The organism is Corallibacter vietnamensis (assembly GCF_039537875.1).
Classification (GTDB): Bacteria; Bacteroidota; Bacteroidia; order Flavobacteriales; family Flavobacteriaceae; genus Corallibacter; species Corallibacter vietnamensis.
This window is the reverse complement of the sequence record NZ_BAABBI010000001.1, coordinates 1,468,724-1,485,260: the sequence shown is the minus strand read 5'-3', so window position 1 is coordinate 1,485,260 and position 16,537 is coordinate 1,468,724. Positions and strand designations below refer to the sequence as shown.

16 protein-coding genes are annotated in these 16,537 nt (G+C 32.1%); 7 read left to right on the top strand and 9 right to left on the bottom strand.

The genetic code is table 11. From position 1 onward, the window contains the following. Position 1: 1 nt before the first annotated feature. The 3 genes from ABD690_RS06780 to ABD690_RS06770 all read right to left on the bottom strand — a co-directional run bounded on the left by ABD690_RS06780 (position 2) and on the right by ABD690_RS06770 (position 2,879). Entirely contained in the window at positions 2-928 is a 927-nt protein-coding gene (locus tag ABD690_RS06780; RefSeq protein WP_344728623.1) for an ABC transporter ATP-binding protein, read from the bottom strand. Positions 929-1,217: 289 nt separating this feature from the next. Then, positions 1,218-2,342 carry a molecular chaperone DnaJ gene (gene dnaJ / locus ABD690_RS06775; protein WP_344728621.1) on the bottom strand — a complete coding sequence of 375 codons (1,125 nt, stop codon included), beginning with the start codon at positions 2,340-2,342 and terminating at the stop codon, positions 1,218-1,220. A 9-nt stretch (positions 2,343-2,351) separates the two neighbouring features. Continuing rightward, positions 2,352-2,879 carry a nucleotide exchange factor GrpE gene (locus tag ABD690_RS06770; RefSeq protein WP_344728619.1) on the bottom strand — a complete coding sequence of 176 codons (528 nt, stop codon included), beginning with the start codon at positions 2,877-2,879 and terminating at the stop codon, positions 2,352-2,354. Between the two features lie 165 nt (positions 2,880-3,044). On the opposite strand from ABD690_RS06770, the gene ABD690_RS06765 reads away from it, so the two are divergent. After that, a complete protein-coding gene (locus tag ABD690_RS06765; RefSeq protein ID WP_344728617.1) occupies positions 3,045-3,719 on the top strand; it encodes a YceI family protein in 675 nt (224 codons plus the stop codon). A gap of 49 nt (positions 3,720-3,768) precedes the next feature. On the opposite strand, the gene ABD690_RS06760 is transcribed toward ABD690_RS06765, so the two are convergent. The 4 genes from ABD690_RS06760 to ABD690_RS06745 all read right to left on the bottom strand — a co-directional run bounded on the left by ABD690_RS06760 (position 3,769) and on the right by ABD690_RS06745 (position 6,491). Next, on the bottom strand, positions 3,769-4,677 hold the full coding sequence (locus tag ABD690_RS06760) for a TIGR01777 family oxidoreductase (RefSeq protein ID WP_344728615.1): 909 nt from the start codon (positions 4,675-4,677) through the stop codon (positions 3,769-3,771). 155 nt (positions 4,678-4,832) lie between these two features. After that, positions 4,833-5,528 carry a tRNA (5-methylaminomethyl-2-thiouridine)(34)-methyltransferase MnmC2 gene (gene mnmC2, locus ABD690_RS06755; RefSeq protein WP_344728613.1) on the bottom strand — a complete coding sequence of 232 codons (696 nt, stop codon included), beginning with the start codon at positions 5,526-5,528 and terminating at the stop codon, positions 4,833-4,835. A 1-nt stretch (position 5,529) separates the two neighbouring features. Beyond that, positions 5,530-5,976 (bottom strand): hypothetical protein, encoded by a 447-nt coding sequence (locus ABD690_RS06750; protein ID WP_344728611.1) that lies wholly within the window; start codon positions 5,974-5,976, stop codon positions 5,530-5,532. A 5-nt stretch (positions 5,977-5,981) separates the two neighbouring features. Beyond that, positions 5,982-6,491, bottom strand: coding sequence for a DUF4920 domain-containing protein (locus tag ABD690_RS06745; protein ID WP_344728609.1), 510 nt, complete (start codon positions 6,489-6,491; stop codon positions 5,982-5,984). 114 nt (positions 6,492-6,605) lie between these two features. Between ABD690_RS06745 and ABD690_RS06740 the strand changes: the two genes are divergently transcribed. Further along, positions 6,606-7,676 carry a branched-chain amino acid aminotransferase gene (locus ABD690_RS06740; RefSeq protein WP_344728607.1) on the top strand — a complete coding sequence of 357 codons (1,071 nt, stop codon included), beginning with the start codon at positions 6,606-6,608 and terminating at the stop codon, positions 7,674-7,676. A 30-nt stretch (positions 7,677-7,706) separates the two neighbouring features. On the opposite strand, the gene ABD690_RS06735 is transcribed toward ABD690_RS06740, so the two are convergent. Continuing rightward, on the bottom strand, positions 7,707-8,093 hold the full coding sequence (locus tag ABD690_RS06735) for a pyrophosphohydrolase domain-containing protein (RefSeq protein WP_344728605.1): 387 nt from the start codon (positions 8,091-8,093) through the stop codon (positions 7,707-7,709). Between the two features lie 405 nt (positions 8,094-8,498). Here ABD690_RS06735 and ABD690_RS06730 point away from each other — a divergent pair, with 405 nt between their 5' ends. The 5 genes from ABD690_RS06730 to ABD690_RS06710 all read left to right on the top strand — a co-directional run bounded on the left by ABD690_RS06730 (position 8,499) and on the right by ABD690_RS06710 (position 14,376). Next, complete coding sequence (locus ABD690_RS06730; RefSeq protein WP_344728603.1) at positions 8,499-9,131, top strand: hypothetical protein; 633 nt, start codon at positions 8,499-8,501, stop codon at positions 9,129-9,131. A gap of 3 nt (positions 9,132-9,134) precedes the next feature. Continuing rightward, positions 9,135-10,868, top strand: a complete 1,734-nt coding sequence (locus ABD690_RS06725) for a tetratricopeptide repeat-containing sensor histidine kinase (RefSeq protein WP_344728601.1) — start codon at positions 9,135-9,137, stop codon at positions 10,866-10,868. Further along, on the top strand, positions 10,865-11,482 hold the full coding sequence (locus ABD690_RS06720; protein WP_344728599.1) for a response regulator: 618 nt from the start codon (positions 10,865-10,867) through the stop codon (positions 11,480-11,482). Before ABD690_RS06725 ends, ABD690_RS06720 begins: the two co-directional genes overlap by 4 nt. A gap of 192 nt (positions 11,483-11,674) precedes the next feature. Continuing rightward, the gene (locus ABD690_RS06715; RefSeq protein WP_344728597.1) at positions 11,675-12,598 is read left to right on the top strand and encodes a hypothetical protein; all 924 of its coding nucleotides are present in this window, start codon (positions 11,675-11,677) and stop codon (positions 12,596-12,598) included. A gap of 125 nt (positions 12,599-12,723) precedes the next feature. Continuing rightward, the gene (locus ABD690_RS06710) at positions 12,724-14,376 is read left to right on the top strand and encodes a T9SS type A sorting domain-containing protein (protein WP_344728595.1); all 1,653 of its coding nucleotides are present in this window, start codon (positions 12,724-12,726) and stop codon (positions 14,374-14,376) included. Positions 14,377-14,463: 87 nt separating this feature from the next. Here ABD690_RS06710 and ABD690_RS06705 read toward each other — a convergent pair whose 3' ends face one another. Then, complete coding sequence (locus tag ABD690_RS06705; RefSeq protein WP_344728593.1) at positions 14,464-16,503, bottom strand: dipeptidyl-peptidase 3 family protein; 2,040 nt, start codon at positions 16,501-16,503, stop codon at positions 14,464-14,466. Positions 16,504-16,537: the final 34 nt, after the last annotated feature.

Genomic DNA, 16,537 nt, shown 5'->3' with positions numbered 1-16,537 from the left:
ACTAGTTATTCTTTACGGCTTGAATAAAAATATCATTGGCGCTTGGTATAAGCTCTACAAAATGAGAAACTTCTCCTTTTGATGTTAAGTAGCTTAATAAATTGTTTGGCGTTTGTTGATCAGTAATTTTTACATTAAGTTTAAGTACATCTCCTAGTGTTTTAAAACTTGCTGGAGAAACAATAAAGTTTTGAGCCAGCTCTTTTTCTAATAAGAATTTGTCATTTGTTTTCACAGCTATTTCAAACGTATTGGTTTTGTATTGCTGCTTAATGTCATCTAATCGTCCATCAAGAATTTTGTTTGATTTATGTATCAAAGCAATATGATCACAAAGTTCTTCTACAGATTCCATTCTATGTGTAGAAAAAATAACTGTTGCTCCATTATCTTTTAAACGTAATATCTCGTCTTTAATTAAATTAGCATTTATAGGGTCAAAACCAGAGAAAGGCTCATCAAAAATTAACAATTTAGGTTCATGAAGCACTGTAACTATAAATTGAATTTTTTGGGCCATTCCTTTAGATAGCTCTTGTATTTTTTTATTCCACCAGTCTCCTATCTCTAAACGATCAAACCAGTATTTAAGTCGTTTTTTTGCCTCTGCTTTACTTAATCCCTTTAGTTGAGCTAAATACAATGCTTGTTCACCCACTTTCATAGATTTATACAACCCACGTTCTTCTGGTAAGTATCCAATATCTTTAATATGATGAGTTGCTAAAGGTTCTCCATCTAGCAAAACTTGCCCAGTATCAGGCATAGTTATTTGGTTAATGATTCTAATAAGTGTAGTTTTTCCTGCTCCGTTAGGTCCTAAAAGCCCAAAAATACTGCCTTTAGGCACTGTAATTGAAGCATTATTTAAAGCTGTAAAATCTCCAAATTTTTTAGAAACTGAATGTGCTTCTAATAAGTTGCTCATAAACGACGATTAATTAATTTTTAATTGAGGTAAATATATTAAATGTTGGAAAGGTAGTATAATAAACTATCAATTAATATAAAACAAAACCCATCCTTAAAACTTTCATTTAAAGGATGGGAAAAAATTGCTATGAAAAAGAAAAATTACCACTATTAAATAAATAGTGATAAATCAAATATAGTGTTTTTTCCTAAATAAACAGAGACCTTGCTAAAAAAGGTTTATCATAAACAACAAAAACCCACTAAATTAGTGGGTTTTTTTAAATAAAAATTCATTTTAATTTTTAAGAAAACATATCTTTTACTTTCTCAAAAAATGATTTATCGCTTTTTTCTGGTTTAGGAGAAAAGTGCTCATCTTCTCTCATAGACTCAAAAAATTCTTTTTGCTGTTTGTTAAGCGTTTTTGGTGTCCAAACATTTACATGAACTAGTAAATCTCCTTTACCATAACCGTTTATTGATGGAATACCTTTTCCGCGTAAGCGTAAAATTTTACCAGACTGAACACCTGCTTCAATTTTTATACGCACTTTCCCTGTAACAGTATCTATTTCTTTTGATGTACCTAGAACAGCATCAGGAAGGCTAACGTATAAATCGTAATGTAAGTTATCACCTTCTCGCTGTAATGTTTCGTGTGGCTCTTCTTCAATTGCCACTAGTAGGTCTCCTGAAACACCGTTTCCTGGGGCTTCATTTCCTTTACCTGAAACTTTAAGTTGCATACCATCTACAACACCTGCCGGTATTTTTATTGATACTGTTTCTTCTTTTGATAATAAGCCATTAGCATCTGCCTCGTCTGGTTTTTTATCTATAATTTGTCCTGATCCACCACAAACGTTACAAGTAGTAGCTGTTTGCATTCTACCTAAAATGGTATTGGTAACACGTGTAACTTGACCAGAGCCATTACATGTTGTACAGGTTTTGTATGTTGTTCCACTTGCTTGAACTTTACGGCGAACTTTAATTTTCTTTTCTACACCGTTTGCTATTTCGTCTAGAGTAAGTTTAACTCGAATACGAAGGTTACTACCTTTTACTCGACGTTGACCACCGCCAAAACCGCCGCCAAAACCAGAAAAACCGCCGCCACCAAAAGCACCGCCAAAAATATCACCAAACTGGCTAAATATGTCATCCATATTCATGCCGCCACCGCCAAAGCCTCCTGCGCCTTCAAAAGCTTGATGTCCAAATTGGTCATAACGGGCTTTTTTATCTGCATTACTTAAAACTTCATATGCCTCGGCAGCTTCTTTAAATTTTGTTTCAGCCTCTGCGTCGTCTGGGTTTTTATCAGGATGATATTTTAGCGCTAATTTTCTATATGCCTTTTTGATCTCTGTAGCTGATGCACTTTTATCTACTCCTAATATTTCGTAATAATCTCGTTTTGCCATGTGTGTATTTTATTGTCCTGTAACTACTTTTGGAAATCTTATAATTTTATCGCCTAGTTTGTAACCTTTTTCTATAACGTCTATAATTTTTCCTTTTAAATCATCATTTGGCGCTGGTATTTGTGTTATTGCTTCATGAATATCTGCATTAAAAACATCACCTTGATTAAGTTCTATTTCTTCAAGTCCTTTTGCTTTTAAAGTTGTTTTTAATTTATTGCTTATTAGCTCAACACCTTTTAGCAATTCCTTTTCTTCTGTTTTTGCTATTTCAACATATGCTCTATCAAAGTCATCTATAACAGGTAAAAGAGCCAACATAACTTCTTGGCTTGCTGTTTTAAATAACTCTACGCGCTCTTTTGATGTACGTTTCTTGTAGTTTTCAAACTCAGCAAAGAGTCTTAAAAATTTATCTTTTTCTTTATTCAACTCTTCTTGAAGTTTTTCTTCAGTAGTTTGTTCATTTTCTTGATTTACTACTTGTTCTTCTGCTTGCTCTACAGCAATATCTTCTTTTTTATCTTTCTTGCTCATTGTGTACTTAAATTGTTATAATAAATACTAAAACTTTAATTGGCAAAAGTACTGCCATTATTATTAAAATGCCATAATGTCATAAAATATTTTTAGGAGTTTTTATAAGTGTTTTAATTGTCAATTCATTATTTTTGTTAGATAACACTAAAACACATATAACTCATGAAAAGAAAATTTTTAACTGTTTTCACTATTGCCTCTATTGCTTTTGGTTTAACTAGTTGTAAAGACAAAGCTCAAGAAGCTAATACTAGCGAAGCTGAACCAGCTGCTGTTAGCGAAAGCGTTTCTCAAAAATACGTTACTGATGTTGCTCAATCTTCAATAGAATGGAAAGGGTTTAAGCCTACAGGAACACATAACGGAACTGTAAGTATTGACACTGGAGTTTTTCAAACAAATGATGGACAATTACAAAGTGGAACTTTTTTAATTGACATGAATACTATTAAAGTTCTTGATGGTGACGAAAAAATGCAAGCAAGCCTTGAAAGCCACTTAAAAGGAACAGTTGAAGACAAGAAAGATCATTTCTTTAATGTAAATCAATTCCCTACTGGTGCTTTTGAAATTACTGGTGTAGAGTCTATGGCTGCTGGTAAAACTAACCTTTCTGGAAATTTATCTCTTAAAGGAATGAAACACAATATTTCTTTTCCTGTAACTATTACTAATGAAGGCGATAAAATGACTATTTCTAGTGAAGCTTTTACTATTGATAGAACTAAATGGAACATTAACTATGGTTCTAAATCTGTTTTTGACGATTTAGGAGATAAGTTTATTAATGATGATATTGAATTAAAAATCAATATTGTTGCCTTTAAGAAAGCTTAATGTTTCAGATATAGCATAATAAAAAAGTCACTTACACAAGTGGCTTTTTTTATTTTAACAATAGATTTTCTAATGCTGGTAATAAATTTGGATATTTAAAATTAAAGGCATGTGTTTCTATTTTTTTTGAACTTACTCGTTGACTTTCAAATAACAGTATATGCATTTCTCCTAAAATCAGTTTCATTATTGATTTAGGTATATTGGGCAACCATAATGGTTTATTTAGGATTTTTGCTGCCGTTTTAGTTAAATCAGTATTGGTTACAGGGTTAGGTGCAACGGCATTGAAAGTTCCTCCTAAACGCTCTTCCATAACATATACAAACAACCTTGCCAAATCGTTTATATGAATCCATGATTGCCATTGATTTCCACTTCCAAAAGTAGCCCCAAATCCAAATGTAATAGGTTTTACTATTTGAGGCAAAGCGCCTTCTTTACTATCTAATACTAAACCTATTCTTACTTTAGAAACTCGCATTCCTAATTGCGAAAACTCATCTGTAGCAGCTTCCCATTTTTTTACAACTGATCCTAAAAAGCTTGGAGAAATTTGTTCAGAATCTTCATTGTAATAATTCGTAAGAGAACTAGGATAAACTCCAATAGCACTTGCTGATATTATATGAGGTATTTGTAATTGCTCCTTTAACAGAGCCGTTTTAAGCAGCTTTAATGTATTTATTCTGCTATTTATAATTTGCTTCTTGTATTGTTTTGTCCATCGTTTTGAGATAGTAGCACCGGCCAAATTAATTATAGTATCAACATCTTTAAAACAATTTGAATCTATTTCTTCTTTTTCAGGATTCCAATAAAATCCTTTATAGTTTTCTTTGTTCTGTATTTTGTTTTTAGATGTTGTTAAATAGTGAACCGTAATGCTATTTTCATGACATTGTTTCACTATAGCTTTACCAACTAATCCTGTTGCTCCTGTAATTAAAACTGTCATACGTGCTTTTTATTAAATTTACGAATTTAAAAATCTAAAAGATGTCTATTTATATAAGCTTTAACAGATTTAACGTAATTTTAAAAATTGAAGCAAAAAAGCATACAGAATAAAGCTTAATTCAAAGCTCTCATCATATTACTTTAGATATTAACTTAACTTGAAGATGATGAACACTTCGTTGCCCTAAGCATTTCTCGTTTACCTGGCGGACCTGGCAATCGTTCTACAGTAAAGCCAACCTCTTGCATTGCACGCCTTACACTTCCTTTTGCAGAATACGTCACTAAAACACCTTCTAATTTTAAAGCATTATACATAATTTGAAATATAGAAGGCGTCCATAATTCAGGTTGAACTCTAGCTCCAAATGCATCAAAGTATATTAAATCATATTGAGATACATCCTGAATATCTTTGAAGAATTTTTGCTGTTTGGTTAATGTAAAATCATCTGTTATTTGGTGAGATTCTTCCCAAGAACATGCATGCATTTTAGTATAATACTTTTCAAAATCAGCGGCATTTAATTGTTCTGTATAATTTAATAAAGCTATTTCTTCTTGTTTTACAGGATAAGCCTCTACGCCCACATAATCAATAACTACAGGCAAATGACTTTGCTGTATCAAGGTAATAAAAGCATTAAGACCTGTACCAAAACCAATTTCTAGTAATGATATTTTTTCAGAATTGTTATGTTGAGAGGTTGTTTTATATAGCAAACCATGTTTTATAAAAACATGGTTTGCTTCTTGTATGGCTCCGTGAATAGAGTGATATTGCTCGTTCCAATCTTGTATTTGAATGGTTTTTGAACCATCTCCAGTTGTTATTACTTGACGTTTCAAACTATTTAATTAATAGTTTTTTAATACGTGGTATTGGCCCAGTACAATTGGTTTGATGACAAGATATACAAACGTTAACAGCATTGTTAAATCGCTCTTCTATAGGTTGTGTAGACGCTTGGTTAAAAATTTCTTTTTCTGTTTGAATAAATAATTTAGAGAAACTTTCAAACGTAGCGTTTCTATCTTTTGCTTTGGTCAATTCTGCTGAATGTATTTTTAAAAACTCTAACGGAAATTCAGCAGGCATTTTTCCATCAAGGATATCTTGTTTTATTTTTAAATTATGAGCATACATCTCGTTCATAAGTAAAGCCATTTCTGAAGGCTCATACATATCATAAACAATAGGTTCTTTTTTATTTTGTGTTGTTTCATTATCTTTTTTTGAATCATTACAACTCAAAATAAACAAACACGCAAGAAAACTTAATAATAAAACTCTCATCTATTTTATTCTTCTACAAGCAATACGCCATCTGCCATAAAAGTATAAGTCTTTCTAGGCTCTGTAATTGCTGCTATTTCTTCTTCTGTTTTTCCTGCATCTTCAGCATAGTGCTTTAAATCTTCAACAGATATCTCATTTACGTAAGCATTTCCGTCTATAATAACATCTTTACCTGAAATGTTTTTTGGCATGAAAAACGCATAGTCTTTAAATTTAACCATAACTTCTTCGTCATTACCTAAATCTAAACGCATCCAACATCCTTTTACTTGGCAAACACTATTTACTTTAGCAGTCATTTTTGTACTTATAGAGTCACCAACTTTCATAGCTCCGTATTTTGCTGCCATGTCTTGAGCACTCAATGCGTTATCAGCTTCAATTTTATCTCCAAAAGGCACATAAGTCACTTCTGTAGTAACTTCTTCTTCAACACTTACTTCTTCTTTGTTTTCATTTTTACATGAAACAACTAGTAATGCTAATAAAAACACGTATAATATATTCTTCATAATCTTGATGTTAATTAAAAATTTTGACTTCAAATATACACCTTTTTTAAGTAAACTTTATATATAATCATAAGGTTTAATTCTGTATTTTTGCACCATCTAAAAAACCAAAAAATGAGTAGTATTTCATCTAAAGAAATTCAAATAGAAAGGGCTAAAACAACTAAAATAGATCAAGTAGATTTTAACAACATCGATTTTGGTCGTATTTTTACAGACCATATGTTTGTATGTGATTTTAAGGATGGTAAGTGGCAAACGCCAAAAATAATGCCTTACCAACCTATGACTATTGACCCATCTGCTAGAGTATTTCATTATGGTCAAGCTGTCTTTGAAGGTATGAAAGCTTATAAGGATGAAGCTGGTAAAGTTTGGCTATTTAGACCAGAGGAAAACCATGCAAGAATAAACAAATCTGCAGCTAGGTTAGCTATTCCTGAATTCCCAAAAGATTATTTTTTTAACGGACTTCATACGCTACTAAATCTAGATAAAGACTGGGTTAAACCAGGTATGGGAAACTCATTATACATTAGGCCTTTTGTAATTGCTACAGAGCCTGCTATTTCTGCATCTCCTGCTAGTGAATACCGTTTTATGATTATTTGTTCACCTGCCAAAGCTTACTATTCTGGAAAAGTACGTGTATTATTTGCCGAAAAGTTTAGTCGTTCTGCTGATGGAGGCGTTGGTTTTGCTAAAGCCGCTGGAAATTATGCTGCGCAATTTCACCCAACTAATTTAGCTAAAGAACAAGGATATCAACAAGTTGTTTGGACAGATGCTAATACGCATGAATATCTTGAAGAAGCAGGAACAATGAATGTGTTTTTTAGAGTTAATGACACGCTTATTACGGCGCCAACAAATGATAGAATTTTAGACGGAATTACTAGAAAAAGTATTATTCAACTTGCTAAAGACAACCATATTGATGTTGAAGTTCGTCGTGTAAGTGTTAAGGAAATAAAAGATGCTGCTAGAAATGGTTCTCTTAAAGAGATTTTTGGAGCAGGAACAGCCGCTGTGATAAGTCCTATTTCTGCATTTGAACATGCTGAAGAAGTTTTTGAGCTTCCTAATATTGAAGATTCTTTTGCTTCTATTTTCAAAGAGAAATTACTAAATATACAACATAACTTATCTGAAGACCTTCATAATTGGAGGCAAGAAGTTAAGTAATAAAAAAAAGAAGCCAAATGGCTTCTTTTTTTATTTGTTTAAAATAGATTCAATATCGGGTTTAAAATAATTTGGTCCTTTTAGCACTTTACCATCTTCTCTGTAAATAGGTTCACCATCGTCTCCTAATTTACTCATGTTACTTCTTTGTATTTCACTAAAAACCTCTTCTATTTTGTGCTGTAAACCGTGCTCTATTATGGTACCACAAAGTATATAAAGCATATCTCCTAAAGCATCAGCAACCTCAATCAAATCATTATTATTTGCTGCTTCAAGGTACTCTTCATTCTCTTCGCGCATAAGCTTGTAACGCAACATGTTTTTATCTATACCTAAATCTGCTTTTGGTGTTTCTCTATGGCCAATTTTAAATGCTGTATGAAATGCTTTTACAGCTTCTATTTTATCTTTCATTTAGAATATTATAATTTTAACTATTTAAACAAAGTGCAGTTGAATTCTTTCCTTATTTTTGCATAAAAATAACAATATGTTTACTAAGGGACAATTGATTTTCGGGATTTTATTTTTTATAGCGTTTGTCCTAATAATAGCTTATACTTACCGTAAAGATTTAAAGCTTCACAGGCGTTATTACAAAGGTACAATTTGGGTGCTTATTGCGTTTGTTTCTTTTATAGCGTTTATTGCCGCTATTAAGTTTGTTTTTATGTAAGAAAAGTTTTAGTTTTAACTAAATATCATTGTTTAAATAGGTTACATACCGTTTAACATAAACAATATACCCTTTATTGGGGATTTTTAAAACACTCCTTTATAGAGATATTTGGATATTAAAAACAGCTAAAACCAACCCGTATGAAATCTTATCACTTTTTTTTTATTGTTTTATTACTATGTGTTTTTTCTTGTAAAGAAGAAAAAAAGCAGCCTGAAGTAAACACCGAAGTAAAAACAAAGTCTACTCAACAAAACACAACTCCCGCTTCTAAAGGCACTTATTCAAACATTAGACCTATAAGTACTTCTGAAAACAGCTTGTATACTAATAACCTACAAATTATTGATGGTAAAACAGAGAGTAATTATGACAATACTAGTAAAACAATAACGCTTGAAATTCCTGTTTCAAATGCTAATTTCAGCTTTTACAAGAAGTTTGATATATCTTCAAGTACAAAAAGCGCCATACTTTATGTTGTTACAGACAATACAGATAGCCCTATTCTGTCTAATAAAAAAACTCATATTATAGAAGATACGTTTTCTATGGCGAACTTTCTAGACGGCAATCACGTAAAAAACAACAAACTATATATTTTCACTTTTAATGATGCGCCAAAAGATTTTGATAAAGACGAAAAAACAATTGTTAAATATTATACAGATTTAGTTGCCAATGGAAACGTATCTTCAATAGCTTGCCTACAAACAAAATCTTTTTTGCCAGAACCTAAAGAGCAATGCGGTGGAATAATAGTTGGTAACTAACCAATGTATAGAAAACATTCAATTTTATTCTTTTTTGTTTTGGTGGTTATGTTTACCGCCAAAACATTTTCATTTGTTAATCTGATAAAAAACGATTCGGTTTTAAAGCTTTATAATAATGAGCTAAAACAAACCAAAGACCCAGCTAAAAAAGCAGATATCCATTTTAAATTAGGTAATTATTATTCAAAAATAAATAAAGAAAATCTAGCTTTTAGCAACTATACAAAAGCTTTAACAATTTTTGAAAAACTGAATCTTAAAGAAAAAGAAATGGATTGTAACCTATCAATCTTTTCGCTTTTAGACTCTCAAAACAATATAAAAATAGAAGCGCTTCCCTATCTGGACAAATACTACAAAGCCGCTTTGTATTCTCAAAAAGAAGAGAAAATGTTTATTGCTTTACTCAATTACGGCAACTATAATTTTAATAAAACAAATTACCGCAAAGCGCAATCTTATTATTCTGAAGCTTTATCATTATCAAAAAAAACAAATGATTCTCTTGGTATAGCTAAAATAAACACCAACTTAGGCTTGCTTTATTCTGGCTTTATTAAAGACCAAGACTCGGCTAAAATATTTTTTGAAAATGCTCTAAAAATATATCCTAAAAATAACATGTACGAGCGTTTTATAACTTACATAAATTACGCCAACGCTTTTGAGAAAGAACATAACTACAAAAAATCTATTGAGTATTTAAAAAAAGCTGAACGCATTACGCCCGAAAAACATAAACTAAATTTGCAAAAAATATTATTCAGTAAATTTTCTAATGCTTTTCAAAATTTAGGAGATTTTGAAAATGCCTTTAACTACTATAACAAATACAATACAGCCAGAGACAGCATAAATATTACCAATCAAAATATTGAGATATCAAAAATAAAAGAGCAGTATGATAACGAAAAGTTACGTGCTGATAATTTAGAGATTGAAGCACAACGAAAGCAAAACAGAAACTTTCTTATTGGGGCACTTTTTATAATTTTTGCTGGAAGCATTTTTATATTTCAACAATACAAAAACAGCAAAAGAAAGCAACAGTTAATCAAACAAGAAAAAGAATTAGAAACTCAAAAACTTACCGCAGCATTAAAAGAACAAGAACTTCTCTCTATAGACGCAATGATAGAAGGTCAAGAAAAAGAACGCCAACGCATTGCCAATGATTTACACGATGATTTAGGCGGTTTAATGACTACCATAAAATGGCATTTCAACACACTTGAAGAAAGAAAATCTCCTGAAATTCTAGAAAAAACAAACCTACTTCTTGATGAAGCTTACCAGAAAATAAGAAGTATTGCTCACGCTAAAAACTCCGGTGTTATAGCAAAGCAAGGATTACTTAAGGCTGTACAAAATATGGCCGATACCATATCAATAAACAACAAACTACAAATAAGTGTTATAGATCATGGCCTAGAGAACCAACTTGAGAATAGTTTAGAGCTTACTATTTTTAGAATCATTCAAGAATTAATTACAAATATTATAAAACATGCTCAAGCTACCGAAGTAAACATTCATATTACAAACCATGATGATTCATTAAACATTATGGTAGAAGACAACGGTATTGGTTTCAATCCTAGTCAAATAACAAAAACCAAAAAAGGCATGGGCATAAGCAGTATAGATAAACGTATAGAACATTTACATGGAAAAATGACCATAGAAAGTGAGCCTAATAAAGGAGCAACCGTAATAATAGACATCCCGATATGATACGAATAGCCATTGCCGAAGACCATCAATCACTTATAGATGGCATTAAATTACTTTTAGAGTACGAAGAGAACATATCTATTATTGGCACTGCCAATGACGGAGAAGCACTATTAGAAATAGTAAAAAGCAAACAACCTGATATTGTAATAACAGATATTCGTATGCCAAAAGTAGATGGTATCACAGCTACAAAAGAAATAAAAAAACTATTTCCAAACATTAAAGTTATCGCCTTTACCATGTTTGATCAAAGTGAAGCTGTAGATCAAATGATTAATGCTGGCGCCTCCGGATACATATTAAAAAATTCAGCTTTAGATGTTATTCAAAATGCTGTAGAAACTGTCGCTAAAGGTGATAATTACTATGACGCCAAGCTTAACATCAATACAAAAACAAACAAGAGCAATAATAAAGGGCTTCTTACCAAACGCCAAAATGAGATTTTAAAACTCATAGCACATGGCAAAACTTCTAGAGAAATAGCAGATGAGCTTTTTATAGGAGTACATACCGTAGATACACACAGAAAAAATATGATTAAAATATTAGGCTTACAAGGTAAAGGCGAGTTAATGCGCTATGCTTTAGATAAAAAATATAAGTTTTAAAAAAAGTCTATTTCTTTTCAATAAAACAATAAATACCCATTATTAGGTATTGAACACCATCTTACCCAGAGTTAAATTTGTAGTAACAGACTGAAAGTCTAATCACTAGATAACCCAACGTACTATTTAGTGGTTAACAAATAAAAAACAACCTGTTATTAAAGCTATTAATTAACCAACAAATTTACTCCCATGAAAAAACTAAAATTATTATCACTATTAGTTTTAACGTTATTTCTAAACACAGCTTGTGATGAAGAAGACGAACAAACTATTTTAGATTTTGGAATTAGCGATCCGCAAGCTGTTTCAGAATACATGAATGCCAATTTAATATTACCGTCAAGTGCATTTACTATTAATCCTGAAGACGTAGAAATAGACAACAGTGTACAAATAAACTCGTTTGGAAATGATGTGGTTCCTATTAGCGGAGGACAAACTATGGATAACAATATTTCTTTCTCTGCATCAAATGGCAACGTTGATGGTGTAGGGATGCGATTTGGAACTAGTGGTCCCATATACTTTGTTCCTATAAATACAAATGGCTCAAATTCAGGGGTTGGATCATTTCAATTTTCTTTACCTGCTGAAATATGTAACAATCTTTCAAAAATATGCCATGACATAAAGTGTTATGAGTTTGCCAAAACAAGTGCCGGAAACATATCACAAGCTAACATTAGAGATGTAGCTATGCTTTGCGGAAATTGTAATGAACCTTCATGTCAAGAGTTCGTAGATCCTAGCGACTGCTATCCTCCAGGAACTGCTTATGGTAGCTTTAACTCTTCAATAAGCGGTAATCAATCTGGTTTTGCTGCTTGTAGTGGCGGAACGGTAGGTGTTGTTAGCGACACTTGGACATTATCTATTGTAAATGTTGGATCTAGCGGATCTTTTAGCATTGATGCTGATTATTATGATGGATGCTCATCATGTGCTGCTATACAAATTACCGACGATAACGGAACAGCCTACATTGCTGTAAGCGGTTCTGCTTCTTGGAGCGGAAATACATTCTCTTTTAATGTATCTGTAAAAGATATAGATAGTTATGCTAACAACACAGGCTCTTCTTACAATTTAAACGGAAGTGTAAGCTGTAACTAATTTTAAAAAAAAATGTAGCTGCAAGCGCTATTAATTGTTGTAGGGATATATTAAAGTACAGCTACATAAAAATCCCCTGTAAAAGGGGATTTTTTTTAATCAAAAAATTAAAAATCTATATAATCATGAAAAAAATAATTACTTGTTTTATCGCACTACTTACTTTTTCAGCTTTCTGTCAAGTTCCTGAAAATGATTTGTTAGAAAATGCTATCACTCTCAATGCCTTTCCTTATAACCATAATAATTTGAGATTAGATTTAGCGACTTCTAGTTCAATATCTCCAAATATCTGTCCTGTTGGAAACTACAATCTAGTCTATTATAAATTTACTGCAGAAGAATCTTCAGAATTTGAAGTAACCCTAGAAGACGCAAATAACAATGACATTATAACTTCTTTTGTAATCATATTTACAGCACCTAACTTAAATATTACTGATGATTCCGAGTTAACTATAGTTACTGCTTGTAGTTTTGGAGCTAACACATCATTTACCACAATAGCAGGACAAAACTATTATGTATTAGTACACCGAGGCGATGCTAATGAGACGTCAAATATTATTTTTCAGCAAGAGACAATAACACCTATTCCTTCAACAGAGAGAAATGCTCTTATCGCTATTTATAACAGCACTAATGGTTCAGATTGGAATACTAACACAAATTGGAACAGTACAAACCCAGTAGGAACATGGTATGGCGTTACAACATCTAATATTAATGGCACAACACATGTAACTTCAATAGACCTAGGAGGCAATAATTTAACAGGTACATTACCATCTGAAATTGGAAACTTTCCTGAATTAACATGGCTCGGTCTTTGGGGTAATCAAATTTCAGGAGAAGTTCCACCAGAAATTGGAAACCTTACAAGTTTAACTGGACTTGACCTATCTCCAAACACATTTTCTGGAACAATACCCGAGGAAATTGGAAACCTCGTAAACCTTCAAATTCTTTGGTTAAACCACAACGGACTAACAGGCAGTATTCCGTCATCATTTGAAAATCTGATAAACTTAAGAGAGCTTTATCTAATTGGAGCAGTTGGTAACTCATCTGAATGGAGTAGCAGTTCATACAGTGGCGATTTTCCTGATTTAACCGCAGCACCTTTAGAGATTTTACGTATTCAAGATAATTTTTTCACATTTAATGATATAGCTGATGAATATGATACGTATGTAGCAAACATTCCTGATTTTCAATTTAACCCTCAATTCACACTAGATCCGCCAGAAGAACCATCTATTGATGTTGGTGAAAATATCACACTATCAATCACTGATACGCCTAGTACAAACAGAAATGCATCAAGAAGCCTTTCTACTAATAATTACCAATGGTTTAAAGACGATGTTGCTATTCCTGATACAAATGCTACAACTTACGTCATTACAAATGCTCAAGGCCCTGATAGCGGTATTTATTATTGCGAAATCACAAACCCTGATTTACCTGGTTATGTTGTTAAAAGATCAAACATAACGCTTGATGTTGGTGGTTTTTTAAGTGTTGATGAAGCTACTTTTAATAATTCTGTGAGTATTTTTCCGAATCCGACAAGTGATTACATCTATATAGAATTACCTAAAAACAACACTAACACACATATAAGTATTCATAATATTCTTGGTAAAAAAGTAACAGAACTGGACACAACAACCAACCAAATAAAACTAAACGTATCGCACTATAGTCAAGGCATTTATTTAGTTTCAATAACAAATAACAACAACACATATATCAAGAAAATAATTAAAAAGTAGTTAATTTTTATTTTAGTTTTAATTAAGAAAAAAAGCCTTAATGATAATCATTAAGGCTTTTTTGTTGTTGCTATATGAACTTTGTTTTTAATTCTTCTCTGGTAGAAAATTATATGCCTCACTATAGTCTAACATTTGTCCAGAAAATGTTTCAGGCTGTGTTACCTTAATAGCTGTAATATTTCCGTTAGCATCCATTTCAGGAACTAATACAGGATTTACAAAACCACTATAAGGCGCAGAAGTAAACTGCTTATTACGCTCTAATACCTCAGCATGAATATCTTGGTCTACTTTTACACCATATGTTTCCACTAGATGTTCTACGGCTTTAAAATCTCCTTCAGACTTTATACGTTGTGTTTCTCTTAATAACTGTCCAAATAACTCATGTAATTTTTCATAATCATTGATGTTAAAGTATGTTTTACCATCACGAGTTACTTTCTCTATCACGTTATCTGCTTGTCCTTTTTCAAAAACCCAAGCACTTACCCATTGCCTATTACGCATGTGTGCTTCTTCTACATCATCACCTAAATTTAAACGAATAAGTTGTGTCATTAATCCATTACGGATGTAACCGTCGTAAGCTGCTTTTCCTACAGATTTCCAATCGTCAACCAAACCTAATTCTTGTAATTTTGGATTGTATAAATAGTAAAGCCCTACTAAATCTGCACGACCTTCTTCAAGTGTAGATGCATAGTTTTTAAGCGTTTCTTTAGTCTCTCCTACTCCAGGATTTAATTGTCCTGATGCGTGACCAATCACCTCATGCAATGCTGTGTGTAACTTATCTGCAAGTTGCCCATATTTTTCTTCTAGCTGTAACTCTTCTTCATCGTTTACAAACTCTTTTAATCGTCCTGTACTTCCTGCGTTATTATATGCATTAATGATGTTTCCTAAAGACACCGATTTACTTCCAACAGCAGCACGAATCCAGTTAGCATTTGGTAAGTTTACACCAATAGGAGTGCTTGGTGATGCATCTCCAGCTTCTCCTGCAACATTAACAACTTTGTAAGTTACGCCAACTACGTTTTTCTTTTTATGCGCATCCATTAATGGAGAGTTATCTTCAAACCACTGTGCATTTTCTGATAATACAGCCATTTTTTGAGACATATCAAAGTCTTTGATCTGTACAATCGTTTCATAACTTCCTCTATATCCTAACGGATCATTATAAACCTCTATAAAACTGTTTATATAATCTACATTACCTTCAGTTGCGGCTGTCCAAGCCACATTGTAGTCATCCCAAGTTTGAAGATCTCCTGTTTTATAGTATTCAATTAACAAACCTATAGCATCTCCTTGCGCTTGGTTTTCTGCAACACCTTTTGCTAATTCTAACCATTTAATTATTTCATCTATGGCCGTTCCATATAAGCCTCCAGATTTATAGACTAATTCTTTTAATTCTCCACCTTCTTTAACCAATTTAGAGTTTAAACCAAATGACAATGGTTTCTCTGGGTTTGGTGATTTTTTATTTTTGTAAAACGTCTCTACATCAGTATTAGTTACATTTGGTCCATAAAAGTTTACGGCTGAAAGCGCCACGTTATCTACACCTTTTGCTTGGTTTACTTTTTTAGCGTCTTTATCGTTAAAAATAACATCAAAAGCTTCTCCTTCTAACGTTGTGTTTGTTACTGCTAATAATGTTTTGAAATACGCTTCAGAGAATTCTGGTTTTAATTTATCGTTAGAATAATGATGATGTATTCCGTTACTAAACCAAACTCTTTTCAAGTATGTTTCAAAAGCTGACCAATCACTGGTTGTTTTATCTCCTTTAAAGTTTGTATAAACATTTTCAAGAGCTTTTCTTATAGTTAAATTATGACGATAATTTTGATCCCAAGTAATATCTCTTCCTGATAATCCAGCTTGAGTTAAGTAATAAACTAGTTTTTGCTCTTTTAGAGTTAAATTTTCCCACCCTGGAATTTGATAGCGTAATATTTTAATATCCGCAAATTGCTCAACATTAAAATCAAAAACTGCTTCCTCTTGAGTGTCTGTAGTTTCTACTACAGGCTCCTTTTTATCTTCATTACAAGACACAAAGGTTGATAATGCTAAAGCAAAACCTAAAACATGTGTAAACTTCATTATAAATAGTTTTAATTATTGTTATACAAATGTA

Excerpts from the sequence above, each read along its gene's own strand:
- ABD690_RS06740 (WP_344728607.1), top strand. The coding sequence starts at position 6,606 with ATGAGTAGTATTTCATCTAAAGAAATTCAAATAGAAAGGGCTAAAACA.
- ABD690_RS06730 (WP_344728603.1), top strand. The coding sequence starts at position 8,499 with ATGAAATCTTATCACTTTTTTTTTATTGTTTTATTACTATGTGTTTTT.
- ABD690_RS06735 (WP_344728605.1), bottom strand. The coding sequence starts at position 8,093 with ATGAAAGATAAAATAGAAGCTGTAAAAGCATTTCATACAGCATTTAAA.
- ABD690_RS06745 (WP_344728609.1), bottom strand. The coding sequence starts at position 6,491 with ATGAAGAATATATTATACGTGTTTTTATTAGCATTACTAGTTGTTTCA.
- dnaJ (WP_344728621.1), bottom strand. The coding sequence starts at position 2,342 with ATGGCAAAACGAGATTATTACGAAATATTAGGAGTAGATAAAAGTGCA.
- ABD690_RS06750 (WP_344728611.1), bottom strand. The coding sequence starts at position 5,976 with ATGAGAGTTTTATTATTAAGTTTTCTTGCGTGTTTGTTTATTTTGAGT.
- ABD690_RS06705 (WP_344728593.1), bottom strand. The coding sequence starts at position 16,503 with ATGAAGTTTACACATGTTTTAGGTTTTGCTTTAGCATTATCAACCTTT.
- ABD690_RS06720 (WP_344728599.1), top strand. The coding sequence starts at position 10,865 with ATGATACGAATAGCCATTGCCGAAGACCATCAATCACTTATAGATGGC.
- ABD690_RS06715 (WP_344728597.1), top strand. The coding sequence starts at position 11,675 with ATGAAAAAACTAAAATTATTATCACTATTAGTTTTAACGTTATTTCTA.
- ABD690_RS06725 (WP_344728601.1), top strand. The coding sequence starts at position 9,135 with ATGTATAGAAAACATTCAATTTTATTCTTTTTTGTTTTGGTGGTTATG.
- ABD690_RS06780 (WP_344728623.1), bottom strand. The coding sequence starts at position 928 with ATGAGCAACTTATTAGAAGCACATTCAGTTTCTAAAAAATTTGGAGAT.
- ABD690_RS06710 (WP_344728595.1), top strand. The coding sequence starts at position 12,724 with ATGAAAAAAATAATTACTTGTTTTATCGCACTACTTACTTTTTCAGCT.
- ABD690_RS06765 (WP_344728617.1), top strand. The coding sequence starts at position 3,045 with ATGAAAAGAAAATTTTTAACTGTTTTCACTATTGCCTCTATTGCTTTT.
- ABD690_RS06760 (WP_344728615.1), bottom strand. The coding sequence starts at position 4,677 with ATGACAGTTTTAATTACAGGAGCAACAGGATTAGTTGGTAAAGCTATA.
- ABD690_RS06770 (WP_344728619.1), bottom strand. The coding sequence starts at position 2,879 with ATGAGCAAGAAAGATAAAAAAGAAGATATTGCTGTAGAGCAAGCAGAA.